20 protein-coding genes and 1 pseudogene are annotated in these 26,269 nt (G+C 74.2%); 11 read left to right on the forward strand and 10 right to left on the reverse strand.

Going from position 1 to position 26,269, the window contains the following annotated elements; all coding sequences use genetic code 11:
* Positions 1 to 2,431: AAA family ATPase (locus ACGFS9_RS28835; RefSeq protein ID WP_393257154.1), on the forward strand; the 2,431-nt coding region annotated here is incomplete at its 5' end.
* A gap of 120 nt (positions 2,432 to 2,551) precedes the next feature.
* Here the strand turns inward: ACGFS9_RS28835 and ACGFS9_RS28840 are convergent.
* Together ACGFS9_RS28840 and ACGFS9_RS28845 are read right to left on the reverse strand one after the other, a co-directional pair.
* Complete coding sequence (locus ACGFS9_RS28840; RefSeq protein ID WP_393257155.1) at positions 2,552 to 3,547, reverse strand: DUF3048 domain-containing protein; 996 nt, start codon at positions 3,545 to 3,547, stop codon at positions 2,552 to 2,554.
* A gap of 169 nt (positions 3,548 to 3,716) precedes the next feature.
* Positions 3,717 to 4,787 carry an ATP-dependent DNA ligase gene (locus ACGFS9_RS28845; protein WP_393257156.1) on the reverse strand — a complete coding sequence of 357 codons (1,071 nt, stop codon included), beginning with the start codon at positions 4,785 to 4,787 and terminating at the stop codon, positions 3,717 to 3,719.
* Positions 4,788 to 4,861: 74 nt separating this feature from the next.
* On the opposite strand from ACGFS9_RS28845, the gene ligD reads away from it, so the two are divergent.
* Both ligD and ACGFS9_RS28855 read left to right on the forward strand, forming a co-directional pair.
* Positions 4,862 to 5,878, forward strand: coding sequence for a non-homologous end-joining DNA ligase (gene ligD, locus ACGFS9_RS28850; RefSeq protein WP_393257157.1), 1,017 nt, complete (start codon positions 4,862 to 4,864; stop codon positions 5,876 to 5,878).
* A gap of 189 nt (positions 5,879 to 6,067) precedes the next feature.
* Positions 6,068 to 7,105 (forward strand): LacI family DNA-binding transcriptional regulator, encoded by a 1,038-nt coding sequence (locus ACGFS9_RS28855; RefSeq protein ID WP_393257158.1) that lies wholly within the window; start codon positions 6,068 to 6,070, stop codon positions 7,103 to 7,105.
* A 204-nt stretch (positions 7,106 to 7,309) separates the two neighbouring features.
* Here the strand turns inward: ACGFS9_RS28855 and ACGFS9_RS28860 are convergent, their stop codons facing one another.
* The gene (locus ACGFS9_RS28860) at positions 7,310 to 8,104 is read right to left on the reverse strand and encodes a VOC family protein (RefSeq protein ID WP_393257159.1); all 795 of its coding nucleotides are present in this window, start codon (positions 8,102 to 8,104) and stop codon (positions 7,310 to 7,312) included.
* Positions 8,105 to 8,364: 260 nt separating this feature from the next.
* Between ACGFS9_RS28860 and ACGFS9_RS28865 the strand changes: the two genes are divergently transcribed.
* The gene (locus tag ACGFS9_RS28865) at positions 8,365 to 8,610 is read left to right on the forward strand and encodes a WhiB family transcriptional regulator (RefSeq protein WP_393257160.1); all 246 of its coding nucleotides are present in this window, start codon (positions 8,365 to 8,367) and stop codon (positions 8,608 to 8,610) included.
* A 439-nt stretch (positions 8,611 to 9,049) separates the two neighbouring features.
* Here ACGFS9_RS28865 and ACGFS9_RS28870 read toward each other — a convergent pair whose 3' ends face one another.
* The 3 genes from ACGFS9_RS28870 to ACGFS9_RS28880 all read right to left on the reverse strand — a co-directional run bounded on the left by ACGFS9_RS28870 (position 9,050) and on the right by ACGFS9_RS28880 (position 12,794).
* Positions 9,050 to 10,027 (reverse strand): acyl-ACP desaturase, encoded by a 978-nt coding sequence (locus ACGFS9_RS28870; protein WP_393257161.1) that lies wholly within the window; start codon positions 10,025 to 10,027, stop codon positions 9,050 to 9,052.
* Between the two features lie 229 nt (positions 10,028 to 10,256).
* Complete coding sequence (gene ddaH / locus ACGFS9_RS28875; RefSeq protein WP_393257162.1) at positions 10,257 to 11,033, reverse strand: dimethylargininase; 777 nt, start codon at positions 11,031 to 11,033, stop codon at positions 10,257 to 10,259.
* Between the two features lie 126 nt (positions 11,034 to 11,159).
* A complete protein-coding gene (locus tag ACGFS9_RS28880; protein WP_393257163.1) occupies positions 11,160 to 12,794 on the reverse strand; it encodes an ABC-F family ATP-binding cassette domain-containing protein in 1,635 nt (544 codons plus the stop codon).
* 303 nt (positions 12,795 to 13,097) lie between these two features.
* Here ACGFS9_RS28880 and ACGFS9_RS28885 point away from each other — a divergent pair, with 303 nt between their 5' ends.
* A complete protein-coding gene (locus tag ACGFS9_RS28885; protein ID WP_393257164.1) occupies positions 13,098 to 13,778 on the forward strand; it encodes a GPP34 family phosphoprotein in 681 nt (226 codons plus the stop codon).
* Between the two features lie 88 nt (positions 13,779 to 13,866).
* Here the strand turns inward: ACGFS9_RS28885 and ACGFS9_RS28890 are convergent, their stop codons facing one another.
* Positions 13,867 to 14,283 carry an SsgA family sporulation/cell division regulator gene (locus ACGFS9_RS28890; RefSeq protein WP_393257165.1) on the reverse strand — a complete coding sequence of 139 codons (417 nt, stop codon included), beginning with the start codon at positions 14,281 to 14,283 and terminating at the stop codon, positions 13,867 to 13,869.
* A 399-nt stretch (positions 14,284 to 14,682) separates the two neighbouring features.
* Complete coding sequence (locus ACGFS9_RS28895) at positions 14,683 to 14,979, reverse strand: YciI family protein (protein ID WP_393257166.1); 297 nt, start codon at positions 14,977 to 14,979, stop codon at positions 14,683 to 14,685.
* A gap of 109 nt (positions 14,980 to 15,088) precedes the next feature.
* On the opposite strand from ACGFS9_RS28895, the pseudogene ACGFS9_RS28900 reads away from it, so the two are divergent.
* Positions 15,089 to 15,777: pseudogene (locus tag ACGFS9_RS28900) on the forward strand (endonuclease V).
* A gap of 132 nt (positions 15,778 to 15,909) precedes the next feature.
* Here the strand turns inward: ACGFS9_RS28900 and ACGFS9_RS28905 are convergent.
* Complete coding sequence (locus tag ACGFS9_RS28905) at positions 15,910 to 17,106, reverse strand: saccharopine dehydrogenase family protein (protein ID WP_393257167.1); 1,197 nt, start codon at positions 17,104 to 17,106, stop codon at positions 15,910 to 15,912.
* A gap of 404 nt (positions 17,107 to 17,510) precedes the next feature.
* Here ACGFS9_RS28905 and ACGFS9_RS28910 point away from each other — a divergent pair, with 404 nt between their 5' ends.
* The 4 genes from ACGFS9_RS28910 (at position 17,511) to ACGFS9_RS28925 (ending at position 23,468) form a co-directional block, all read left to right on the forward strand.
* Entirely contained in the window at positions 17,511 to 18,647 is a 1,137-nt protein-coding gene (locus ACGFS9_RS28910; protein WP_393257168.1) for a CaiB/BaiF CoA transferase family protein, read from the forward strand.
* A gap of 211 nt (positions 18,648 to 18,858) precedes the next feature.
* Positions 18,859 to 20,001, forward strand: a complete 1,143-nt coding sequence (locus tag ACGFS9_RS28915) for an acyl-CoA dehydrogenase family protein (protein WP_393257169.1) — start codon at positions 18,859 to 18,861, stop codon at positions 19,999 to 20,001.
* Positions 20,002 to 20,022: 21 nt separating this feature from the next.
* Complete coding sequence (locus ACGFS9_RS28920) at positions 20,023 to 21,237, forward strand: acetyl-CoA C-acetyltransferase (RefSeq protein WP_393257170.1); 1,215 nt, start codon at positions 20,023 to 20,025, stop codon at positions 21,235 to 21,237.
* A gap of 38 nt (positions 21,238 to 21,275) precedes the next feature.
* Positions 21,276 to 23,468 carry a 3-hydroxyacyl-CoA dehydrogenase NAD-binding domain-containing protein gene (locus tag ACGFS9_RS28925; RefSeq protein WP_393257171.1) on the forward strand — a complete coding sequence of 731 codons (2,193 nt, stop codon included), beginning with the start codon at positions 21,276 to 21,278 and terminating at the stop codon, positions 23,466 to 23,468.
* 162 nt (positions 23,469 to 23,630) lie between these two features.
* Here the strand turns inward: ACGFS9_RS28925 and ACGFS9_RS28930 are convergent, their stop codons facing one another.
* Complete coding sequence (locus ACGFS9_RS28930) at positions 23,631 to 24,320, reverse strand: MerR family transcriptional regulator (protein WP_393257172.1); 690 nt, start codon at positions 24,318 to 24,320, stop codon at positions 23,631 to 23,633.
* 472 nt (positions 24,321 to 24,792) lie between these two features.
* Here ACGFS9_RS28930 and ACGFS9_RS28935 point away from each other — a divergent pair, with 472 nt between their 5' ends.
* Entirely contained in the window at positions 24,793 to 26,259 is a 1,467-nt protein-coding gene (locus tag ACGFS9_RS28935; protein WP_393257173.1) for an amino acid permease, read from the forward strand.
* Positions 26,260 to 26,269 lie beyond the last annotated feature (10 nt).

Raw genomic sequence — 26,269 nt, forward strand, 5'->3', positions numbered from 1 at the left:
CACGTCCGTCCCCTTCAACGTCGTACGCCAGTTGCTGCAGCCGGCTCTTGTCTCGCTGCTGCCCGAGGAGGCGCGCGAGTACCTCGGCGACTGGTACGACATCGCGGGCCCCGCCCTCGGCATAGCCGAACCGGGCGACCGGCAGCCCGACCCGCAGGGCGTCTGCGACGGCCTGGTGGCCGCCGTGCGGCGGCTCGCCAAGCGCGACTGGCCGCTCGTGCTGCTCGTCGACGACGCGCACTGGGCCGACCAGGAGACCCTGCGCTGGCTCGCCGCGTTCGTCGAGCGGCTGGACGACCTGTCCGTCCTCCTCGTGGTCGCCCGCCGCCCCGGCGGACTCACCGGCGAGAGCGCGCGCCTGCTCGACGCCGTCACCGCCGCCGCCGTCCCGATCCCCACGCTGAGCGCGCTCACGCCGGGCGCCACCGAGGGCCTGACCCGCGCGACACTCGGCGAGCACGCCGACGCGCCCTTCTGCCGCGAGGTCTGGGCCGTCACCGGCGGCAACCCGTACGAGACGGTCGAACTGCTCGCCAAGGTCCAGGACAGCGACCTCGAACCGGGGGAGGGGTCGGCCGCCGAACTGCGCGACCTGAACCGCTCGGCGCGCGGCCGCGGCCTGGTGGCCCGGCTGGAGGGCCTCGGTATCGACGCCACCCGCTTCGCCTGGGCCGCCGCGATCCTCGGCACCGGCATCTCCCTCGACCTCACCGCCCAACTCGCCGGAATGCCCGACGAGGACGCCCGGCGCTGTGCCGAACTTCTGCACGCCGCACGTATTCTGACGCCCACTCAGGCGATCAACGGCCACCGCCCCGACGGTGAGCTGGAGTTCGTGCACCCGCTGATCGCCACCGCCGTCTACCGCTCGATCCCGGACGCCCTGCGCACCGCGATGCACGGCCAGGCGGCCTGGGCGGTCACCGAGTCGGGACGCGGCGCCGCGGCGGCCTCCCGGCACCTGCTCGAAGTACATCCGGACGACGACCCCGAACTCGTCGAGCAGATGCGCGAGGCGGCCCGCGAGCACCTCGCCGTCGGCGCCCCGGACGCCGCGCGCCGCTGTCTGGAACGGGCCCTGCGGGAACCGCCGCTGCCCGAGGTGCACGCCCTCGTGCTCTACGAACTGGGCTGCGCCACGCTGCTGACCGCCCCCTCCACCACCATCGCGCACCTGCGCGCGGCGCTGGAGCGGCCCGGTCTGGAGGACGCCGTCCGGGTCGACGCGGTCTTCCGGCTCTCCCAGGCCCTGCTGCACAACAACCAGCTCGACGAGGCCGTCCGCACGGTCGACGCCGAGGTGGACCGGCTCGCGGCCGGCCCCGCCCGGATGCGCCTCCAGGCCGTGCACTACATGTGGGAGGGCATCCACGCCGGCGAGGAGCGCTCCGGGCACTCCCGCGGCCTCGCCGAACTCGCCGCCACCTGCACCGGTCGCGACAACTCCGAGCGCGCCGTGCTGATACTGCGCGGGTTCGACGCGATGACGCGCGGGGAGAACGCCGAGGAGGTCGTGGAACTGTGCGACCGGGCCCTGGTCAACGGCCGCCTCGCTCCCGGACTCGGCTGGACCGACACCGAGTGGGGCGTCGAACTGCTGCTCATGCTGGGCAGCGCGTACGCCTACGCCGACCGGCTCGACCGCGCCGAGAGCCTGTTCAGCGAGGCCCTGCGCGCCTACGTGAAGGCGGGCTGGAGCGGCGGCCACCTGTCCCTGGCCAACGCCTACCTCGGTCTCGCCCACCGCCGCCGGGGCCGCCTCGCCGACGCCGAGCAGTACCAGCGCGAGTCGCTGCGCCTGGCCGAGCGCGTCGGGCGCGGTCTGCCGCTGTACTGGTCCGCGACCTGCGGGCTCATCGACACCCTGCTGGCCCGGGGCCACGTCCAGCAGGCCGCGGAGATCGCCGAGCGCCACGGCTTCGCCCCTCCCTACCCCTCCACGATCGTGCTCCCCGACACCCGCTCCGTCCGCGGCCGGCTGCTGATCGCCCTCGGCCGCACCAAGGAGGGCGTCAACGAGCTGGAGGCGGCGGAGAAGGCGGCCACCGGGCGCGGCCATCACAACACCGTGCTGGCACCCTGGGCGGTCGACCTCGCCGCCGCGCTCGCCGCGGAGGACCCGGCGAGGGCCGCGGCCCTCGCCACCGAGGCGCGCCGCCAGGCCGAGCGGTTCGGCACCGACACGGCGATCGGCGAGGCGCTCCGCTGCGCGGCGGGGCTGGAGACCGGCCAGCGTGCCGTCCGGCTGGCCGCGCAGGCGGTCACCTACCTGGAGTCCTCGCCGTGCCAGTACGAGCACGCGGCGGCCCGCATCGAGTACGGCATCGCCTCCCGTTCCATGCCGGAGCTGAACAGGGGCCTGACCCTCGCCCGCACCTGTGGAGCCGACGGGCTGGTGGCGAAGGCGGAACGGGCACTGGCCGGCCTGTAGCCCGCCGGCTCCCCGCCCCTGCGGCGGGCAGCCGCCCCGCCCGCCCGGCGGGGCGGAGGTGCGGGCGGCGGGGCCGCGCGCCCCACCCCGCCCGCCGCCCGAGCGGCCCGCCGGCGGTGCTCAGGAGCCGGTGAGGACGACCCACACCTGCCCGCGGGCGAAGTTCATCGGCGCGCCGTCCGGTGTGGTGAACCGCGTGCCGCCCGCGGCCCCGGACCGCGACCAGTCGGCGTCGAAGGCGCGGCCGTCGCGCAGGACCGTCGCCGTGCCCCGGCCCACCGACTCCGTGTACGGCGAGTTGTTGCCGAGGACGTCGTGGTACTTCGAGGCGCGCACGGTGACGTGCTGGACGACGACCGTCGCCGGCGCCAGCGGCCGTCCCTCCGCGGTGACGGCGGGCGTGCCGTCCATGTCCACCGTCCAGCGCGATCGTTCGGCGGACCAGGTGAAGGTGAAGCGGGCGGAGGGGAAGCGCACGGTGCGGGAGGTCTCCGCGGTGCCGCCGGCGGGCGCCGCGCCGAACCGGAATCCGGTGCTCAACGCCGCCCGGCCCGGCGCGTCCCCGACGAGCCGCGCCGGACGCAGGTAGAGGTTGTGCGGCGCGGCCTTGTCGCCGCCCCGGTACCAGGCGTCCGGCACCTTCCCCGGGGACTGCGCGTGCAGCGGGGCCTTGTCGATCAGCGGCAGCAGCCTGTGCTGGGCGCCGGAGAACGCCAGCGTCGGTTCGTCGAACTGCCCCAGCAGCTCCAGATCCGACTCGCGGGCGCTGCGGACGGGACCGACGGCCTTCGGGAAGGAGGTCGCGAACACCGCCATCAGCCGGCTCAGACCGCCCTCGACCTGCTCCGCGTACACCACGTCGGCCGCGTCGAGGCCGGTCTGCGGGCGGGCCGCGGCCACGTTGTCGATCTTCACGGCGAGTACCGAGCCCTCGCCCGGCTCCGCGCTCGCGGTGTCGCTGCGCGACGTGCCCGGCACCCGGGCCCGGCCGTCGTCGGCCGGCCGGCCGCCGGTGCCGCCACCCGCCGTGCAGCCCGTCGTCACGGAGCCCGCCACCACGGCGGCCAGCAGCGCCGCCGTCCACGCGCCGCGCCGCGTGCGCACTCTCTCCCGCATGCCCACCGTGCCACCTGTCCCGTGCCATCGATTGTGCGTTCATCGGTTCATCGGTCGCCCTACCCGATCCTTTCCGGTCCCGCGCGTCGACTGGGCCGATCGGCTCAGCGAGAGGTCGGGGAAGGGTGAACCCGGGCCGCGGAAGCCGCCGTTCCACCCCCGCGGGGCGTCACCCCCGCGGCCCGAGGATCTCCGCCAGGTCGTAGCTCACCGGCTCCTCCAGTTGCCCGTACGTGCAACCGGGCGCCGTCCGGTCCGGGCGCCACCGGCGGAACCGGGCGGTGTGCCGGAAGCGCGTCCCGTTCTCCATGTGGTCGTACGCCACCTCCGCCACCCGTTCGGGCCTGACGGGCACCCAGGACAGGTCCTTCTTCGCCGACCACCGGCTCGGTGCTCCCGGCAGCCGGGCCGAGGCGTGCGCGGACTCCTGTGCCCAGGCCGCCCACGGATGCTCCGAGGCGTCCTCCAGACGCAGCGGCTCCAGCTCCTCCACCAGTTCGGCGCGCCGCTTCATGGTGAACGCGGCACTCACCCCCACGTGCTGGAGCGTGCCCCGGTCGTCGTACAGCCCGAGCAGCAGCGACCCGACGACCGGCCCGCTCTTGTGGAAGCGGTAGCCGGCCACCACGACGTCGGCCGTCCGCTCGTGCTTGATCTTGAACATCGCCCGCTCGTCCCGCAGGTAGGGCAGCGTGAGCGGTTTGGCGACCACGCCGTCGAGCCCCGCGCCCTCGTAGGCCTCGAACCAGCGCTCGGCCACCGCGCGGTCCGTCGTCGCCGGCGCCAGGTGCACCGGCGCGCTCACCCCCGACAGGGCCACCTCCAGCCGTGCGCGCCGCTCGCTCAGCGGTACGTCGAGAAGCGAGGCGTCGCCGAGCGCCAGCAGGTCGAAGGCGACGAAGGAGGCCGGGGTGCGCTCGGCGAGGGTGCGCACCCGCGAGTCGGCCGGATGGATGCGCTCGGTGAGCGCGTCGAAGTCCAGCCGGCCGTCCCGGGCGATCACGATCTCGCCGTCCAGCACGCAGCGTTCCGGCACGCGTTCCACGAGGGCCGCGACCAGCTCGGGGAAGTACCTGGTCAGCGGCTTTCCGGTGCGGCTGCCCAGCTCCAGTTCGGCGCCGTCCCGGAACACCAGGGCCCGGAACCCGTCCCACTTGGCCTCGTAGTGCATGCCCGGCGGGATCTTCGCCACGGACTTGGCGAGCATCGGCTTCACGGGCGGCATCACCGGCAGGTCCATGCTCCGATTCTCCTCGCGACCGGGGGCATCCGCCCGGTGTGCGGGGCCCGGGCACTGCGCCTACCGTGGCTCGCATGGGCGACGCGGTGGAACTCGAGGCAGCCGGCAGGACCGTACGCCTGTCCAGCCCCGGCAAGGTGTTCTTCCCGGAGCGCGGCTTCACCAAGCTGGATCTGGCCCGCTACTACCTGGCGGTCGGCGACGGCATCCTGCGCGCCCTGCGCGACCGCCCCACCACCCTGGAGCGCTACCCCGACGGCGTGGCCGGCGAGTCCTTCTTCCAGAAGCGCGCGCCCAAGAACATGCCCGACTGGATTCCCACCGCGCACATCACCTTCCCCAGCGGCCGCAGCGCCGACGAGATGTGCCCCACCGAGCCCGCCGCGGTGCTGTGGGCGGCGCAGTTCGGCACGCTCACCTTCCACCCGTGGCCGGTGCGCCGCGGCGACGTGGACCGGCCGGACGAACTGCGCATCGACCTCGACCCGCAGCCCGGCACCGACTACACCGACGCCGTGCGCGCCGCCCACGAACTGCGCGAGGTGCTGCACGAGTACGGCGGCCTGCGCGGCTGGCCCAAGACCTCCGGGGGGCGCGGCCTGCACGTCTTCGTGCCGATCCGCCCGAGCTGGACCTTCACCCAGGTGCGCCGCGCCGCCATCGCCGTCGGACGCGAACTCGAACGCCGGATGCCCGACCGCGTCACCACCGCCTGGTGGAAGGAGGAGCGCGGCGAGAAGATCTTCGTGGACTACAACCAGACCGCGCGGGACCGCACCATCGCCTCCGCCTACTCCGTCCGCCCCCGGCCGCACGCGCCCGTCTCGGCGCCGCTGCGCTGGGAGGAGGTGGACGACGCCCGGCCGCGGGACTTCGACCTCGCGACGATGCCGGCCCGCTTCGCCGAACTCGGCGACGTGCACGCCGACATGGACGACCACGCCTTCTCGCTGGAGGCCCTGCTGGAGCTGGCCAGCCGCGACGAGCACGACCACGGCCTCGGCGACCTCCCGTACCCGCCCGAGTACCCGAAGATGCCGGGCGAGCCCAAGCGGGTCCAGCCGAGCCGGGCCCGGCACGAGGACGCCTGACGGCGAGCGACCCGCCTCCGGCGCCGCACGTCCGCGCACCCGCCCGCCGGGCACCGGCCTCCGCGCGGCCGGCCCCCGCCCGCCGCGCCGCAGCGTGCCCGCTCGCGTCGGCGCCGACGATGATCGTAACGGCACGCCCCCCGCGACGGCGCGGCTATCCTGACCGCATCCGCCGAGGAGGTGCCCCGCATGACCGAGACCGTGTCACGCCCCACGCTGGAGGCCGTGGCCGCGCGGGCCGGGGTCTCCCGGGCCACCGTGTCCCGGGTCGTGAACGGCGGGGACGGGGTGCGCGAGCCGCTCGCGGAGCGGGTCCGCCGAGCCGTCGAGGAACTCGGCTACGTGCCGAACCAGGCCGCGCGCAGCCTGGTCACCCGGCGCCACGACGCGGTCGCCGTGGTGATCGCCGAGCCGGAGACCCGGGTCTTCGCCGACCCCTTCTTCGCCCACCAACTGCGGGGCATCAGCAAGGAGCTGACGGCCCACGACTCGCAGCTCGTGCTGCTGCTCACCGAGGGGCGCGACGACCACGCGCGCGTGGCCCGCTACCTCGCCGGGGGACACGTCGACGGGGCGCTCGTCTTCTCGCTGCACCTCGACGACCCGCTGCCCGGGCTGATCCGGGGCGCCGGCGTGCCCACCGTGTTCGGCGGGCGCCCCGGCTGGGGCGAGGACGTCCGCGAGTCGGTGTTCGTCGACAGCGACAACCGGGGCGGCGCCCGCAAGGCCGTGCGCCATCTGCTCGGTCTCGGACGCACCCGCGTCGCGCACATCACCGGCGCTCTCGACCAGACCTCGGCCGTCGACCGCCTCGACGGCTTCCGGGACGTCGTGGGCGAGGTCGACCCGGACCTCGTGGCGCAGGGGGACTTCACCCCCGCGGGCGGTGAACGGGCGATGCGCGAACTGCTGGAGCGACGGCCGGACGTGGACGCCGTTTTCGCGGCGAACGACCTGTCCGCCCTCGGCGTGCTGCGCGTCCTGCGCGAGGCGGGACGCCGGGTCCCCGAGGACGTCGCCGTGATCGGCTTCGACGACATGCTGCCGATCGCCGAGCAGACCGACCCGCCGCTCACGACGATCCGTCAGGACATAGAGGAGATGGGCCGGTTGATGGCCCGGCTGCTGATCCGCGGCCTGGAGGGAGGCACGGTGACGGCCCCGACCGGCACCGAACGCTCCGGCGTCGTCCTGCCGACCACCGTGGTGGTACGCGGCTCGGCCTAGGCGTGTCGCCCTGTGCGGGCCGGGCTGGCGCCGACCGCTCGGGCGTTGCCCGGGTCCGATCCGGCCGACCGGCCCGGAAGCCCCCGAGCCGCTCTCCGGTGTCACTCCCCGGCGTCTTTCGCGTCCGGTCCCGACCGTCCCCAGCCCGCGGGACGCGCGCCCCCGGCCCCGTCCGGCCCTCCGCCGGGGCGACGCCGAACGCGGTCAGCCCTGACCCTGCGCGCTCCTGATCACCGCGAAGCGGGCCCCGTACGGATCGGTGAGCCTGGCCGCGCGGCCGACGCCCTCGATGTCCGTCGCGGGCATCCGGACCGTCCCGCCGAGTTCCTCGGCCTTCGCCACCACCGCGTCCGTGTCGGCCACCTCGATGTACGGCAGCCAGCGCGCACCGGAGGCGGCCTCGACGGGATCGTCGGCGAGCGGGACCAGCCCGCCGAACATCGCCTCCGCCTCCGTACCCGCGGGGTTGACGCACGTGTACGTGCCGCCGGGGAAGGAGACCGCGGAGGTCTCCCAGCCGAAAACGGCGTCGTAGAAGGCGGCGGCCGCCGCGATGTCCGGGGTGTACAGCTCGACCCAGCACAGCGAGCCGGGGTCCGAGGCGAGGCCGAGGCCCCGGGTCCGGCCCGGCTGCCAGACGCCGAAGGGCACGCCCGCCCGGTCCGCGAGCATCGCCATGCGGCCCTCGCCCATCACGTCCACGGGCGGTACCAGCACGGCGCCCCGGTTCCGCTCGGCCGCCTCGGCGGTGGACTGCGCGTCCGCGCTCTGGAAGTACACGTTCCAGGACGGGGGGCCGCCCTGGCCCGGCGTGGTCTGCAGGGCGCCGGCGACGGTCTTGCCGTCGATCTGGAAGAAGCCGTAACCGCCGGCGTCGGGCCCGGCCGACCGGAAGTGCCAGCCGAACAGGCCCTGGTAGAAGGACACGGCGCCGTCGAGGTCGGACGTGCCGACGTCCAGCCAGTTCGGCGAGCCCTGGACGAAACGGGTGGTGAGCATGATGGCCCTCCTTCGAGGGGTCCCGTTGCCTGTGCCGCCGAGTCTTCCACCGCCCGCCGGCAACCGCCGCCGGGACGCGCGGGGGCGGTCCGCTTCCCGCGGGCGCGACACGGCCGCGCGGTTTCGGCGCCTCCCCGCGCGCGCCGCCGTGCGCCGGACGCCCGCGCGGGGCCATCATCGAGGCCGCGGCGGACGCTTGGAGACGCCGCGTTGATCGCGCGTTGATCGAACGTTTTTCGCGGCGCGGCACGATCCTGGGCATGCCCTTGGAAACGATCACTCCGTCCGACATCGCCTGGCAGCAGCAGGCGCTGTGCGCGCAGACGGGGGCGGACTTCTTCTTTCCCGAGCCCGGCAGTTCGGTGCGCGAGGCGAAGCGCATCTGCGGGATGTGCGACATGCGGTCCGCGTGCCTCGACTACGCGCTGAGCAACGACGAACGCTTCGGCGTCTGGGGAGGGCTCTCCGAGAAGGAGCGCCTCGGTCTGCGGCGGGCCCGCGAATGAGCGGCGCCGGGCCGCCCCCCGCGTCCCGGACGCTTCCGGCCGCACGGGCCGAGCGGCGCGGCGGCCGTCGGGTCGCCGGGCGGGCCCGGTGCCGCCGTCGCCGGGTCCCGGCGGGCGTGCGAACCGTGATGCTGCCGGCGGCCCGGGCCCGAACGGCGGGAACCCCCGCCGCACCGCCCCGGTGAGGGGGGTGGGGGACGGGGGTCCGACTGCATCGCCGGCGGGCCGGTGAGGGTCCCGCTTCCGGGCGGGACGCCCGGGAACCGGGGGCGGGGGCTGGTGCCCTGGCCGGAAGGGTTCACCGGCTCGCGACGACCGCCACGGCACCTCGCCGCGTCGTCGCATCACCCGAGTACATCCCGTACGCGGGAGACGCTCCGCCGTGCGCCGCACCGCACCGGACGCCGCGAGCCGTCCGGCGAACCTTGCCGGTCACCGCCTAGGCGCCCGCGCGGGCCGTCATACGGGCCTTGCGGGCGGCGAGCCGCTCGTCGAACTTCGACGCCTCGGCGTCGAGGCCGCCCATGAAGAGGCCGAGCTCCTCCTGGGCCCGCAGGCCCTCGGGGCCGAGGCCGTCGATGTCGAGCACCTTCAGGTGGCGCAGCACCGGCTGGAGCACGTCGTCGTGGTGGATGCGCATGTTGTAGACCTCGCCGATGGCCATCTGCGCGGCCATGCGCTCGAAGCCCGGCATGCCGTGGCCGGGCATCCGGAAGTTGACGACGACGTCGCGCACGGCCTGCATGGTCAGGTCCGGGGCGAGCTCGAACGCCGCCTTCAGCAGGTTGCGGTAGAAGACCATGTGCAGGTTCTCGTCGGTGGCGATGCGTGCCAGCATCCGGTCGCAGACCGGGTCGCCCGACTGGTGGCCGGTGTTGCGGTGCGAGATCCGGGTCGCGAGCTCCTGGAACGCGACGTACGCCACCGAGTGCAGCATCGAGTGGCGGTTGTCGGACTCGAAGCCCTCGCTCATGTGCTGCATCCGGAACGCTTCGAGCTTGTCCGGGTCCACGGCGCGCGAGGCGAGCAGGTAGTCGCGCATCACGATGCCGTGCCGGCCCTCCTCCGCGGTCCAGCGGTGCACCCAGGTGCCCCAGGCGCCGTCCCGGCCGAAGAGGGACGCGATCTCGTGGTGGTAGCTCGGGAGGTTGTCCTCGGTCAGCAGGTTGACGACCAGCGCGATGCGGCCGATCTCGGTGACCTTGGACTGCTCCTTGTCCCACGCCTCGCCGTCCTCGAAGAAGCCGGGGAAGTTGCGGGCGTCGCCGAAGGGCACGTACTCGTGCGGCATCCAGTCCTTGGCCACCTTCAGGTGGCGGTTGAGCTCCGTCTCGACCACTTCCTCCAGCGCGTACAGCAGGCGCGCATCGGTCCAGGCGGCTGACGGACTGCCGAGGTGGGGGGAGGTGATCGTCACGGGTGCTCCAGAAGGGGGACGGGGACTACAGCGAGCGGAGAAGCCAACCTACGGCATCGTAGGCTACGTATCCGTAGGTTACGTTGCCGTAGGTTAAGGGCTCCGTAAAGACCCCTGATCAGCAGGGATTTCGACCCGACCGCTCACTCTGCGGAGCGCCCCGGGCGCACTCCGGAGGCGGCCCGCAGGCGCAGGTCGCGGGGGCCGGACGGGGGAGGCGGCCACCCGTTCAGGCGTACAGGTCCCGCAGGCGGACCGAGAGGCATGTCACACAGCCCTCCAGCTTCTCGAACTCGCCGATGTCCACCAGGACCGGTTCGTAGCCGAGGTCCGCGAGGAGATCCGCGGTCCTCGGCGCGCTCCGCGCCATCAGCAGCCGTCCGCCGCCCAGCAGGACCACGTGCGCCCCGGACTCCTCGGGAACCGGCAGGAAGCGCGGGAAGAGGGCCGGGGAGCCGACCAGGGGTTCGTGGCCGATCACCGTTCCGTCGGGCAGCGCGGTCACCGCCGACTTCAGGTGCAGCACCGTGTCGATCGGGACCGCCACGACGCGGGCGCCCAGCGGTTCGAAGACGGCGCGCAGCTGCCGGACGCCGGACGCGTCGGTGCGCCCGCCGCGGCCCACGTAGAGCGTGTCGCCGACCTTCAGGACGTCGCCCCCGTCGAGCGTGCCGGGTTCCCGGACGCGGTTGACCGAGCAGCCGAGCGCCGTCACGGCGGCCTCCACCCCGGCGCTCTCGGCGCGGCGGGAGGAGGCGCCGGAACGGGTGATCAGGGCGACGTTGCGGAAGACCACGACCGCGTCCTCGACGAACACCGCGTCGGGGCAGTCGTCGGCCGGGGCGACCTCCACGGTGTCCCAGGCGTGCGCGCGCAGGGTCGCGACGTACGCCTCCCACTGCTCGGCCGCCCGCTCGGCGTCGACCGGCGCACGCTCGATGTGGGTGACCAGCCCCTCGGCGACGCGCGGGCCGGGACGGCGTACGAGGGCGATGCGGCTGGGCACGGGCGGATCTCCGATTCTGCGGGGGCGTCGGCCTGCGGCGTCCGGCCCGGCCGGGGCGCGCCGAGACCCCCGCCTCGGGCGTCGGGTGGCGCCTTCTGTGACGCTAGGCCGCCCGCGCCCCGCGCACTAGAAGGGATACCCGACAGTTTCCGGGGCGATTTCTTTCACTTCTCCTCCTTCCAGCAGCAGCCGCCGCGTGATGCCGACCGACTCCAGGAACGGCAGGTCGTGGCAGGCGACGATCAGGGCCCCCTCGTAGGACTCCAGGGCGGTGGTGAGGTGGCGGACGCTCGCCAGGTCCAGGTTGTTGGTCGGTTCGTCGAGCAGCAGCAGCTGCGGGGCCGGCTCGGCGAGCAGCAGGGCCGCCAGGGCCGCCCGGAAGCGCTCGCCGCCGGAGAGCGTCGCCGCGCACCGGTCCGCGGCGGCCCCCTTGAACAGGAAGCGGGCGAGCCGCGCCCGGACCTGGTTGTCGGTGGCCGCCGGCGCGTACCGGGCGACGTTCTCGGCGACGGTCAGGCCGTCGTCGAGGATGTCCAGGCGTTGCGGCAGGAACCGCAGGGGCACGGGGGCGTCGGCGTGACCGGACACCGGTGCCAGCTCCCCCGCGATCGTGCGCAGCAGGGTCGTCTTGCCCGCCCCGTTGCGCCCGACCAGCGCGATCCGCTCGGGTCCGCGCAGGTCGAGGATGCCGTTCAGCCGCGGGCCGTGGAGCGGTTCCAGCCGGTCGAGGGTGAGGACGGTGCGCCCGGCCGGTACCGCCGTGCGGGGCAGGTCGACGCGGATCTCGTCGTCGTCCCGTACGGCCTCGACCGCCGCGTCCAGACGCTCCTTCGCCTCGCCGAGCCGCTCCTCGTGCAGGATGCGGTGCCGGCCCGCGGACTCCTGCGCCGAGCGCTTGCGCGCCCCCATGACGATCTTCGGTTCGCGCTTCTGGTCGTTCATCCGCTGCCCGTACCGCTGCCGCCGGGCCAACTTGACCCGGGCGTCGATCAGTTCGCGCTTCTGCCGCTTCACGTCGGACTCCGCGGCCCGCACCATGCGCTCGGCGGCCTCCTGCTCGCACGCCAGGGCCTCCTGGTACGCCGAGAAGTTGCCGCCGTACCAGGTGACCTCGCCCGCGTGCAGATCGGCGATCCGGTCGACCCGGTCGAGCAGTTCACGGTCGTGGCTGACCACGATCAGCACGCCGGACCACGCCTCCACCGCCGCGTACAGCCGCCGCCGGGCGTACACGTCGAGGTTGTTGGTGGGCTCGTCGAGCAGGAGCACGTCGGGGCGGCGCAGCAGCAGGGCCGCGAGCCGCAGCAGCACCGACTCGCCTCCGGACAACTCGCCGATGGTGCGGTCCAGGCCGATGTGTCCGAGACCGAGTTCACCGAGGGTCGCCCGGGCCCGCTCCTCGACGTCCCAGTCGTCGCCGACGGCGTCGAAGTGCTCCTCGGCGGCGTCGCCGCTCTCGATCGCGTGCAGCGCCGCCCGCCGGGCGGCGATCCCGAGCGCCTCGTCGACCCGCAGGGACGTGTCGAGGGTGACGTTCTGCGGCAGACGGCCGATCTCGCCCGCGACCCGGACGGTGCCGCGCGCGGGGGTCAGCTCGCCGGCGATCAGCTTCAACAGGGTCGACTTGCCGGACCCGTTGACGCCGACCAGCCCGGTCCTGCCGGGCCCGAAGGCGATGCCGAGGCCGTCGAAGACGCCGGTGCCGTCGGGCCACGCGAACGACAGGGAGGTACAGGAGACGGAGGTGGGGAAGGTTGACATGAGAGCCTCGCGGTTGCCGGAAACGGTCGGGGGTACGCGTTCGGGGCACCGCGAGGCGACGGCGATCAGGTTCGCAGGAGGGCGGGAGGAAGGCCCTGTGCCGAAGGACGGCTCGAACGCCGAGGTCGCACGCTGCGCACGCGCCCGCCGGACGAGACCGGCTGCACGTGACGCGGTGTCCCAGACCTCAGACGAGCAACGTCCTTCTCCATTCGACGGCGGCAGAAGCGCTGCCCACCGTAGGAACGGCCCCGGGGGCTGTCAAAGGAATTAGGCGGCCCCCACGACACCCAAGGAGATCCCGTGCCGCACGGCCCGCTCTCGCTGCCCGCCCGGCTCTACCTCCTGGCCTGGGACACCTCGAAACCCAAGGTCACCGGGGCGACCCACCTGCACCACCTGGTACGCGCCGGTGCGCTCACCGAACTCGCCCAGCGCGGGCTGCTCGTCGACGACGACGGCATCGTCACCCCGGTGGACCCCGACTCCCGGACCGGGGACCTGGTCCTCGACGGGCTGCTCGAACTCGTCACGGAGTCCCGCCCCCGCACCTGGAAGGCGTGGGTCACCCTGCGCGCCCGCGTCACCCTGGACGCCCTGTGCGCCCAGCTCGCCGCCGAGGGGTATCTGCGGGCGGAGAAGCGGCGGGTCCTCGGCCTCTTCCCCTCCGTGGACTACACGCTGGACCGGCTGCCGGTCGTGGACGCGCTGCGCGCCGAGGCGCGGGCGGTGCTGGAGGGTCCCGTGCCGGTCGCCGAGGTCGGCGACCGCGAGGCGGCGCTCGTCGCCCTGGCCACGGCGGCCGAGCTGCGCACCCTCGCCTCCGCCCGGGAGCGCAGGCTGCACCGCGACCGCATCGACGGACTCGCCGAGCGCGGCGGCGCGGCGGCCCCCGCACTGAAGAAGGTCATCCAGGAGGTCCGGACGGCCGTCGTCGCCGCGACCACCACCGCCGCCACGACGGCGGCCACCACCGGAAGCTGAGCTGAGCTGAGCTGAGCGGCGCGGCGCGGCGCTGCCGTGCCGCGACCGCGTGCCGCCCGGGAGCCGGCGGCCGCGGTCGTCCGGCGGATCAGCGGGTGCGGCGCAGGAGTTCCGCGAGATCGCCGTCCAGGTCCACCTGGAGGTGCTCCAGACCGACCGGGACCAGCTCGGTCGTCCGGCCCAGGAAGTCCCGTACCTCCCCGGACCGCACATGCACCACGGCGGTGCCCTCGGGGGCGCGGAACTCCAGCACGGTGCGGTCGTAGCCGTAGGGCCGCACCCGCACGTCGCCGGACCCGACCGCGTCGTCGAGGCCGTCCACCAGCAGGTCGCGGGCGAAGGTCCAGCAGACCTCCACGCCTTCGAGGGTGGCCGGCGCGGGGAAGGTCATGCGGACGGCGAACGGGTCGGCCCGGTCGTAGCGGAGGGTCGCGGGAATGCTCGGCATCCGCGGCGCGGCGGCGACGAGGCGTGCCTCGACGGGATGCTCGATGACGGTGGACAACGCCTGTGCTCCCTTGTGACGACGGGACGGACTCCGGGGTGGATGACGTCGGTCATCGAAAGAGACGGAGAAACGGCACGGCGCGTGCACCCGTGAACCGAGTGACCTCGGTCACCGGGGTCCCGCGCCGGGGAGATCCACTCTCCCCGACCGCGCCCGTATCCGTCCCTCCGTGTCCGCGGGACACCCCGGAGGACACCCGGACGGGCCCCCGGGGTTCCCGGCGGGGGCCGGGGAAGCGGATCGAGGCGATGGACCCCCTCCACCCGCGATGAGGGCGATGAGGGCCGTGCGGGTCGTGGGAGGAGGAGGCGCACGGTCCGTTCGGTCACGCGGGGGCCGGCCCCCCGACCGCGGACGGGCCCGGCGGACGGCGAGCTCCGTGCGCGGGCGGGCGGTTCAGCCGAGCGGCTCGCGGTAGCGCTCCAGGCCGGGCGCCGTCTTCGTCGCCGCGAACTCCGTCACCCGGTACGCGCACACGCCCGCCTCGACGAACGGGTCGCGCGCGGTGATCTCCTCGATCCCCGCCCGGCTCCCGGCGACGGCCAGGATCACTCCGCCGTCGCGGGGGGTCTTGCGGCCCGAGGCGAGGAAGGTGCCGGCCGCGTACTGCTCGTCCAGCCAGGCGACATGGGCCGGGAGGACGGCGTCGACGTCGGCGAGCGGGGCGGTGTAGGTCAGTTCCAGAACGAACATGAGCGCGAGCCTACCGGCCGCCCCGGGAGCGTCCCCGGGGCGGCTGCCGATCTGCCGTGCGGGCCGGGGAGCCCGGCGGTCGCGCGGGTGTTCTAGGCTCCCACCCATCATGAGGAGCGTGCGGATCGCGGCGGCCCCGCCCGTCACCGAGGACCGGGCCCGTGCCGAACAGGAGGCGCTGCGGGGCCGGGTCGTGCTCGACGAGCCCGGCCCGCCGCCCGGCACCGGCCGGGTCACGGGCGTCGACGTCGCCTACGACGACGAGCGGAACGTCGTCGCCGCGGCGGCCGTGGTGCTCGACGCCACCACCTCGACGTCGTGGCCGAGGCCGTGGCGACCGGACCGGTCTCCTTCCCCTACGTGCCCGGACTCCTCGCGTTCCGCGAGGTCCCGGCCGTCCTCGCCGCCCTGGAGGCGCTGCCCTGCCCGCCCGGCCTGGTGGTCTGCGACGGCTACGGCCGCGCCCACCCGCGCCGCTTCGGCCTGGCCTGCCACCTGGGCGTCCTCACCGGGCTCCCGACCATCGGCGTCGCGAAGAACCCGTTCGGCTTCGCGTACGAGGAACCGGGCCGGAGCCGGGGCAGTGCCGCGCCGCTCCTCGCCGGCGAGGAGGAGGTGGGCCGCGCCCTGCGCACCCGGGACGGCGTGAAGCCGGTGTTCGTCTCCGTCGGCCACCGGGTGGACCTCGACCACGCCTGCGCCCACACGCTGGCGCTCACCCCGGCCTACCGCCTGCCGGAGTCCACCCGGCGGGCGGACGCGCTGTGCCGCCGGGCCCTGAAGGAGACGACGGCCTGACCCGCCGGGCCCGGCAGCCCGGGACACCGGGCGCGCGCCGGCCGGACCGACCGGCGGGCGCCGAGCGTGCCCTCCCGAGCGTCCGGGTGACGACGTCTCGCCGTCACCCGGACGTCCCGGGCGCCGTTCTTCCTACCGGGACCCCGACGACGGTGCCGGGCGGACCGCCGCGACCCGGAAGGTGATGCCCGCCGCGCGCAGCCGCCCGATCAGCGCGTCGCCCATCGCCGCCGCGGGCGTGACCTGGCCGGAGGTCTCCGGCAGATCGTCCAGCGCCAGCGCCAGAGCCCCCTCGGCGAGCATCTTGGCCGTCTCGTCGTAGCCGGGGTCGCCGCCCGCGACCTCGGTGAACACCCGCCGGCCGCCGCCCTCGCCCACGAAGCGCACGGAGAACCAGCTCTTCGCGCGCCGCTCGGCGCTCGGCCCCTCGCCGGGCCGGATGCGGTCCGACAGCCAGCGGCGCGCGGGCGGCAGTTGGGCCGCGGCGAAGAGGGCGGTCACCCCGGCGACCCCGCCGAGGGCCACGGGCAGCCGCCGCACCGCCGCGTAGTGGCGGTACCGGAAGTCCGGCCCGTAGCGCTCCAGGGCCCGGGCCGAGCGCTGTACCACCTGGGCGTCGATGGTGGGCAGCGGCAGCGCCCAGGCGCCGACCTCGCCGGCGAACCGCGGCGCGCCCAGCGGCGCCGCGGCCCGGCGCCCCATCAGCCGCGGCTCGTGGTGCCGCCGGTCCCGGGCCGCCGCGAGCATCTGCGGGCCCCGGGCGAACTGGTTGAGCGCGGAGCCGAAGGTGCCGCCGGAGAACATGGCCCGCGAGCGGACGTAGCCGTCGACCCGCAGCGGCACCCCCTCCGGAAGCTCTCCCACGGTGAAGTAGGCGCCCAGGTCGTGCGGGACCGAGTCGAAGCCGCAGGCGTGCACGAGCCGGGCGCCCGTCTCCCGTGCGCGGGCGTCGTGCCGCACGTACATCAGGTCCACGAACTCCGGCTCGCCGGTGAGGTCCAGATAGTCGGTTCCGGCGTCCGCGCAGGCGGCGACCAGTCCCTCCCCGTAGGTCACGTAGGGGCCCACGGTGGTGGCCACCACCCGTGCGCTCCGGGCGAGTTCGCGGACCGAGTCCGGGTCCGTCACGTCGGCCAGGAGCACGCCGGGCGCGCCGCCGAGCCGTTCGCGCAGCCGCTCCAGTCTCTGCGCGTCGCGTCCGGCGATCGCCCATCGCAGCCCGTCGGGCGCGTGGGCGGCGAGGTATTCCGCGGTCAGCTCCCCGACGAAGCCGGTCGCTCCGAAGAGCACGACGTCGTACGCGCGGTCCGTCCCGTTCAGCCTGCTCATGACACCTTCCCCAGTGTGGGCTGCGCCCGGCCGTGCGGTTGCCCCACGGCGTGCGCGAAGCGCCGTTGCCGGTGGCCGAGGCTAGCGTGAGGGGGCAGGTGCCGGACGACGAGGTCGCACGAACGGGCCGGAGGCAGCCGTGACCGTGCCGGGAAACACGCCGAAAGGGTGGCACAAGGTGCGTCCGCGCGGGCGCACCCGGGCCGGAACGCGACCCGGCCGGCGGCCGGCCGGCCCGGACGGCGGCGCCCGCCGGTGCCGGCGGACGCCCGGCGGCGGCGACGGACGTCCGCCGGCCGCCGGACATTCGGCTAAGCGCTTGCTCGCCAGGGGCTTGCCCGGAGTGGAACACGTTCTTAACATCACTGATGTCACATCAGTGGTGTCACAGTGCTGGGGGCTCGATGGCAGGAGCAGGAACGCCGGGACACGGCCCGCTCGCCGGGGTGCGTGTCGTGGAGCTCGCGGGCATCGGCCCCGGCCCGTTCGCCGCCATGCTCCTGGCCGACCTGGGCGCCGACGTCGTCCGGGTGGACCGCCCCGGCGGCCCCGGGCTCGCGATCGACCCCGCCCACGACGTCACCAACCGCAACAAGCGGTCCGTGATCGTCGACCTCAAGGCGCAGGACGGCCCCTCGCGCGTCCTCGACCTGGCCGAACGGGCCGACATCCTGATCGAGGGCTACCGCCCCGGCGTCGCCGAGCGCCTCGGCGTCGGCCCCGGCGCCTGCCACGCCCGCAACCCCGCGCTCGTCTACGGCCGGATGACCGGCTGGGGCCAGGACGGTCCGCTCGCCGACCGCGCCGGGCACGACATCGCCTACATCGCCCTCACCGGCGCCCTCGGCATGACCGGCCGGCCCGGCGAGCCGCCCGCCGCGCCCGCCAACCTCCTCGGCGACTACGCGGGCGGCTCGCTCTACCTCGTCGTCGGCGTCCTCGCCGCCCTCCACCACGCGCGGGGGACCGGCACCGGCCAGGTGGTGGACGCGGCCATCGTCGACGGCACCGCCCACCTGTCCGCGATGATCCACGGCATGATGGCCGCCGGCGGATGGCAGGACCGGCGCGGCGCCAACCTCCTTGACGGCGGCTGCCCGTACTACGGCACCTACGAGACCGCCGACGGCGGGTACATGGCGGTGGGCCCCCTGGAGAGCCGCTTCTACGACACCTTCGTCGACCTCCTCGGCGTCCCCGAACTCCGCCCCGCCCACCGGGACCTCGCCCGCTGGCCGGAGCTGCGCGAGCGGGTCGCCGCACGCTTCAAGGCCCGTACCCGCGACGCGTGGACGGCCGTGTTCGACGGCACCGACGCGTGCGTCGCGCCGGTCCTGTCCCTGCGGGAGGCGCCCGCCCACCCGCACCTCGCCGCCCGCGGCACCTTCGTGGACCACGGCGGCATCACCCAGCCGGCCCCCGCGCCGCGCTTCTCGGCCACCCCCACCTCCGTGCGCGGCGGACCCGCCCTGCCGGGGGCCGGGGCACAGGACGTGGCCCGCGACTGGGACCTGCCCCGGCCGGCCGAGGGCGCGCCCTGATGCCCCCCTCGCCCCCGCCGGTTCGCGCCCGCGGCCCGCGGCCGGCAGGCCCCGACACCGGCGCGCGCCCCGTCCGCGAGCGGGCCGCCGCGCCGCGGCGGCACGGGGCCGGCGGCGCCCGGTGCCACCGGTCTCCCCCCGGACACCCGACCCGTCCCGGCACCCCCTTCGACCGCCGTCCCCGCACGCACCCCAGGAAGGCCCCTCCCGCATGAAGCGGCAGATCTTCACCGCCGAGCACGACGCGTTCCGCGAGACCGTCCGCACCTTCCTCGCCAAGGAGGTGCTGCCCCACTACGCGCAGTGGGAGAAGGACGGGATCGTCTCGCGCGAGGCGTGGCTGGCGGCCGGCCGGCAGGGCCTGCTCGGACTCGCCGTGCCCGAGGAGTACGGCGGCGGCGGGAACACCGACTTCCGCTACAGCGCCGTCCTCGCCGAGGAGTTCACCCGCGCCGGAGCCGCCGGTCTCGCCCTCGGTCTGCACAACGACATCATCGGCCCCTACCTGACCGGCCTCGCCACCGAGGAGCAGAAGCGGCGCTGGCTGCCCGGCTTCTGCGACGGCTCCCTCGTCACGGCGATCGCCATGACCGAGCCGGGCGCCGGGTCCGACCTCCAGGGCATCACCACCCACGCCGAGGACCGCGGCGACCACTTCCTGCTCAACGGCTCGAAGACCTTCATCTCCAACGGCATCCTCGCCGACCTGGTGGTCGTCGTCGCGCGGACGACGCCCGAGGGCGGGGCGCACGGCCTGTCGCTGCTCGTCGTGGAGCGCGGCGCCGAGGGCTTCGAGCGCGGCCGGAACCTCGACAAGATCGGCCAGAAGTCCCAGGACACCGCCGAGTTGTTCTTCCACGACGTCCGGGTGCCGAAGGAGAACCTCCTCGGCGAGCGCGACGGCGCCTTCGTCCACCTGATGACGAACCTCGCCCAGGAGCGCATGGGCATCGCCGTCGCCGCCATCGCGGGCGCCGAGCACCTGCTGGAGATCACGACGCGGTACGTGAAGGAGCGCGAGGCGTTCGGCAGGCCGCTCGCGGGGCTCCAGCACGTTCGCTTCGAGATCGCCGAGATGGCCACCGAGTGCGCCGTCACCCGCACCTTCCTCGACCGCTGCATCGTCGACCACTCCGACGGCGCACTCGACGCGGTGCACGCCTCGATGGCCAAGTGGTGGGCCACCGAACTGCAGAAGCGGGTCGCCGACCGCTGCCTGCAACTGCACGGCGGCTACGGCTACATGACGGAGTACCCGGTCGCCCGCGCCTTCACCGACGGACGCATCCAGACCATCTACGGCGGGACGACCGAGATCATGAAGGAGATCATCGGCCGTTCCCTGCTCGGCTAACCCTCCCCGAAAGGCTTACCAGTGAGCACCGAAGCGTACCTGTACGACGCGATCCGCACCCCGCGCGGCCGCGGCAAGCAGAACGGCGCCCTGCACGGCACCAAGCCCGTCGACCTGGTCGTCGGGCTCATCCACGAGGTGCAGCGGCGCTTCCCGGGCCTGGACCCGGCCGCCATCGACGACATCGTGCTCGGCGTCGTCGGCCCGGTCGGCGACCAGGGCTCCGACATCGCCCGCATCGCCGCGATCGCCGCCGGGCTGCCCGACACGGTCGCCGGCGTCCAGGAGAACCGCTTCTGCGCCTCGGGCCTGGAGGCCGTCAACCTGGCCGCGATGAAGGTCCGCTCCGGCTGGGAGGACCTGGTCCTCGCGGGCGGCGTGGAGTCGATGTCCCGGGTGCCGATGGCCTCGGACGGCGGCGCCTGGTTCGCCGACCCGATGACCAACCTGGACACCAACTTCGTCCCGCAGGGCATCGGCGCCGACCTCATCGCCACCATCGAGGGCTTCTCCCGCCGCGACGTGGACGAGTACGCCGCCCTCTCCCAGGAACGTGCCGCCGCGGCCGTCAAGGACGGCCGCTTCGAGCGCTCGGTCGTCCCCGTCCTGGACCGCAGCGGACTCACCGTCCTCGACCACGACGAGTTCCCGCGCCCGGGGACCACCGCCGACTCCCTCGCCCGGCTGAAGCCGTCGTTCGCCGACATCGGCGAACTGGGCGGCTTCGACGCCGTGGCGCTCCAGAAGTACCACTGGGTCGAGGCCATCGACCACGTCCACCACGCCGGGAACTCCTCCGGCATCGTCGACGGCGCCTCCCTCGTCGCCATCGGCTCCCGCGAGGCCGGCGAGCGGGGCGGCCTCACCCCGCGGGCCCGGATCGTCTCCGCCGCCGTCTCCGGCTCCGAGCCGACCATCATGCTCACGGGGCCCGCGCCCGCCACCCGCAAGGCGCTCGCCAAGGCGGGCCTGACCATCGACGACATCGACCTCGTCGAGATCAACGAGGCGTTCGCCGCCGTCGTCCTGCGCTTCGTGAAGGACATGGGCCTGTCCCTGGACAAGGTCAACGTCAACGGCGGCGCCATCGCGCTCGGCCACCCGCTCGGCGCCACCGGCGCGATGATCCTCGGCACCCTCGTCGACGAGCTGGAGCGCCAGGACAAGCGGTACGGCCTCGCCACCCTGTGCGTGGGCGGCGGCATGGGCATCGCCACCGTCGTCGAGCGCGTCTGACCTTCCCAACGGATCACGGATCTACGGAGCATCCCCTGATGAGCACTGAGCCCACCACCATCCGCTGGGAACAGGACGAGACCGGCGTCGTCACCCTCGTCCTCGACGACCCCGACCAGTCCGCCAACACCATGAACCGGGCCTTCAAGGACTCGATCGCGGCGGTCGCCGAACGCGCCGAGGCCGAGAAGGACTCCATCCGCGGCATCATCTACACCTCCGCCAAGAAGACCTTCTTCGCCGGCGGCGACCTCAGGGACCTCGTCCAGGCCGGCCCCGGGGACGCGCGCGAGGTCTTCGAGGGCGGCGCCGCCGTCAAGTCCGCGCTGCGCCGCATCGAGACGCTCGGCAAGCCCGTCGTGGCGGCCCTCAACGGAGCGGCCCTCGGCGGCGGTTACGAGATCGCCCTGGCCTCCCACCACCGGATCGCCCTCGACGCCCCCGGTTCCAGGATCGGTCTGCCCGAGGTCACCCTCGGGCTGCTGCCCGGAGGCGGCGGCGTCACCCGCACCGTCCGCCTCATGGGCATCGCCGACGCCCTGCTGAAGGTGCTGCTCCAGGGCACCCGGTACACGCCGCGGCGCGCCCTGGAGAACGGCCTCGTCCACGAAGTGGCCGCCACCCGCGAGGAGATGCTCGCCCGCGCGCACGCCTTCATCGACGCCCACCCCGAGTCGCGGCAGCCCTGGGACGAGCCGGGCCACCGCATCCCCGGCGGCACCCCCGCCAACCCGAAGTTCGCCGCGAACCTGCCGGCCTTCCCGGCGAACCTGCGCAAGCAGCTCGGCGGAGCGCCCTACCCGGCCCCGCGCAACATCCTCGCCGCGGCCGTCGAGGGCTCCCAGGTGGACTTCGAGACGGCCCAGGTCATCGAGGGCCGCTACTTCACCGAACTGGTCACCGGCCAGACCTCGAAGAACATGATCCAGGCGTTCTTCTTCGACCTCCAGGCCGTCAACTCCGGCGCCAACCGGCCCCGGGGCGTCGAACCGCGACCGGTCCGCAAGGCCGCGGTGCTCGGCGCCGGGATGATGGGCGCGGGCATCGCCTACGCGTGCGCCCGCGCGGGCATCGACGTCGTCCTGAAGGACGTGACGATCGAGGCGGCGGCCAAGGGCCGGGCGTACTCGGAGAAGCTGTGCGACAAGGCCGTCTCCCGGGGCCGCACCACCCGGGAGAAGGCCGACGCGCTGCTCGCCCGGATCACCCCCACCGCCGACCCGCACGACCTCGCGGGCTGCGACGCGGTGATCGAGGCCGTCTTCGAGGACACCTCGCTCAAGCACAAGGTGTTCCAGGAGATCCAGGGCATCGTCGAACCGGACGCCCTGCTCTGCTCCAACACCTCCACCCTGCCGATCACCGCGCTCGCCGAGGGCGTCGAGCGGCAGGAGGACTTCATCGGGCTGCACTTCTTCTCGCCCGTCGACAAGATGCCCCTCGTCGAGATCATCAGGGGGGAGCGCACCGGCGACGCGGCGCTGGCCCGCGCCTTCGACCTCGTCCGGCAGATCGACAAGACGCCGATCGTGGTCAACGACGCGCGCGGCTTCTTCACCTCCCGCGTCATCGGGCAGTTCATCAACGAGGGCGTCGCGATGGTCGGCGAGGGCATCGAGCCCGCCTCGGTCGAGCAGGCCGCCGCCCAGGCCGGCTACCCCGCGAAGGTGCTCTCCCTGATGGACGAGCTGACGCTGACCCTGCCGCGCAAGATCCGCAAGGAGTCGCAGCGGGCCGTCGAGGAGGCGGGCGGCACCTGGCAGGCCCACCCTGCGGAGGCCGTCGTCGACCGCATGGTCGAGGAGTTCGGGCGCACCGGGCGCAGCGGCGGCGCCGGCTTCTACGAGTACGGGCAGGACGGCGCCCGCGGCAGGCTGTGGCCGGGGCTGCGCGAGCACTTCACGACGGCGGGACACACCATCCCGTTCGAGGACATGAAGGAGCGGATGCTCTTCGCCGAGGCGCTGGACACCGTCCGGCTGCTGGAGGAGGGCGTCCTGACGTCGGTCGCCGACGCCAACATCGGCTCCCTCCTCGGCATCGGCTTCCCCGGCTGGACCGGCGGGGTGCTCCAGTACGTCAACGGCTACGAGGGCGCCGCGGGCACCGGCCCGGCCGGCTTCGTGGCCCGCGCGCGGGAACTGGCCGAGCGCTACGGCGACCGGTTCACCCCGCCCGCGCTGCTCGTCGAGAAGGCGGAGAAGGGCGAGCGGTTCACCGACGCGGCCTGATCCCGCGCGGGCTCACCGGGTGGGGCGTGGCCCGCGTCGCGGGCCACGCCCCACCCCGGGCCGCGGGGGAGACGCCCGGGGCGGGGTCCGTACCGGCCACCCGCCCCGGGTGTGCGCCGGGTCCGCGGGAGCCCTCGGCGCGGGCCGCGGCCGGACCGGCGGTCAGGGCTCCTTGAGCCACTCGCGCAGTTCCTCCTTCAGCGACCGCTGGAAGGTGGTGAGCAGGGCCTGCACCACCAGCGGCTGCATGTGCGCCGACAGCGACTTCACGGCCGCCACGGACTCGCGCTCGCCGACCGCCTCCCTCAGCAAGGCGGACAACTCGTGCGCCGCCGCCCGCGAATGCTCCAGCAGGACGGTCCGCGCGGCGAGGATCGTCTCGTGCGCGAGCGGCACGTCCAGGAGTTCCACGCCGAGCCGCAGCAGCCCCGGGTCCAGCCGCAGCCGCCCGTCCGCCCGCTCGACGACGCCCAGGGCGGCGAGCCGGTCCAGGTCCTCCTCGCCCAGGGCGCGCCCGGCCCGCCGCTCCAGTTCCTCGCGGCCGACCTCCTCCGTGGCGGCGGGCGCCCAGGAGGCCACCACGGCGCGGTGGATGGCCAGATCGTGCGCGCTGAGACCGGGCGGCAGCTGCGTGAGGTGCCGCTCGATCGCGGCCAGCGTCATGCCGCGCCGCTGCAACTCCTCGATGAGCGCGAGCCGCGCGAGGTGCTCCCTGCTGTACCGTCCGACCCGCCGGGGCCCGATCTCCGGGGGCGGGAGCAGCCCCCGGGCGCTGTAGAAGCGGACCGTGACGCCCGCCCGCGCGGCCAGTTCGTCGACCGTGAGCGCCGGCTCCCCGGTGTCCGTCGTCATCGCAGGTCCTCGCCTCTCGCCTGGTGCCGCGCGCCGGCGGACCGGTGATCGCGCGGTGCAACAGTATTGCTGTCCCACCGGTGGGGTGAAAGCGCCCGCCCCGCCCCGCCGACGGGGCGCGGCCCGCGCGGAGCCGGGGAGACCGCGTCCGCGGTCGCCCTCCGCAGGCCGCGGGGCCGGCGCCGATCCGGGAAGGCACCCGCGCGAGCGAGCGGGTGACACCGGGCCGGTCCGCGCCCTCGCCGGCCGCCACCGGCCGGCGCGGACGCCCGCACACCGCGCACGTCGTGCGCACGGTGTGGGCGTTCGGTGAGAGATGCCTGGTGTGACACGTGACACCGCATAAGAGGTGATCGTCCCGGGAAGGCGGCGACGTGGTCCGCACGTCCCTCCGGGGCGGGCGCGGGCCGGGCACATCCGGAAAACCCGCGCACCCCGTGCGCCGGGCGCACCAGAAGGTAGATCCACACCCGTGAGCAAGGACGCCGTAGACACGGCCGGGGCCGCCTCCCGCACCGAAGCGGCCCCGTCGCCCGCCGACGCGGGCGACGCCGGTTACAGCAAGGGCCTCAAGGCCCGCCACGTCAACATGATCGCCATCGGCGGCGCGATCGGCACGGGGCTCTTCCTCGGCGCCGGAGGCCGCCTGCGCGACGCGGGCCCCGCGCTCGCCCTCGCCTACCTGGTCTGCGGCGCCTTCGCGTTCCTCGTGGTCCGCGCCCTCGGCGAACTCGTCCTCTACCGGCCCTCCTCCGGGTCGTTCGTCTCCTACGCGCGGGAGTTCCTCGGCGAGAAGGGCGCCTACGTCGCCGGCTGGATGTACTTCCTGAACTGGTCGACGACCGGCATCGCCGACATCACCGCGATCGCGCTCTACACCCATTACTGGAGCCTGTTCACCGACATCCCGCAGTGGGTGCTGGCCCTGGCGGCGCTCGCCGTGGTGCTCGCCGTGAACCTGATCTCGGTGAAGATCTTCGGCGAGATGGAGTTCTGGTTCTCCGTCGTCAAGGTCGCCACCCTCGTCGGCTTCATGCTGATCGGCGTGTTCCTGCTCGCCACCCGGCACGAGGTCGGCGGCCACGTCCCCGGCCCGGGACTCGTCACGGACCACGGAGGGCTCCTGCCGCACGGGGTGATGCCGGTGGTCCTCGTGATGCAGGGCGTGATCTTCGCGTACGCCGCGCTCGAACTGGTCGGTGTCGCCGCCGGCGAGACCGAGGAGCCGGAGAAGGTCGTCCCGCGCGCGGTGAACTCGATCATGTGGCGCGTGGGCCTCTTCTACGTCGGCTCCGTGGTGCTGCTGGCACTGCTGCTGCCCGGCTCGGTGTACTCGGCCGACCAGAGCCCCTTCGTCACCGTCCTGTCGAAGATCGGCCTGCCCGCGGCCGGTGACGTCATGAACCTCGTCGTCCTCACCGCCGCCATGTCGTCGCTGAACTCCGGCCTCTACTCCACCGGCCGCATCCTGCGCTCGATGGCCATGGCGGGATCGGCGCCCCGGTTCACCGCCCGGATGAACCGCAGCCAGGTCCCCTACGGCGGCATCCTGCTCACCTGCGCGGTGTGCGTGCTCGGAGTCGTCCTGAACTACCTGGTGCCGAGCCGGGCCTTCGAGATCGTCCTGAACGTGGCGTCCCTCGGCATCATCAGCACCTGGGTGATCATCATGGTCTGTCATCTGGTGTTCGTCCGCCGCGCGAAGGAGGGCCTGGTGACCCGCCCGTCGTTCCGGCTGCGCGGCAGCCCGGTGACCGAGATCGTCACCATCGCCTTCCTGCTGGCCGTCCTCGGCCTGATGGGCAACGACCCCGACGTGGGCCGCAAGACCCTCCTGCTCGTTCCGCTGATCGCCGTGCTGCTCGTCGCGGGCTGGTTCGGGGTCCGCCGCCGGGTCGCCAAGGCCCGCGACGAGGAGCTGACCGACCTCACCCGCTAGACCGCGGTTC

Origin of the sequence: Streptomyces sp. NPDC048566 (genome assembly GCF_043199735.1) — a bacterium.
Lineage (GTDB): Bacteria > Actinomycetota > Actinomycetes > Streptomycetales > Streptomycetaceae > Streptomyces.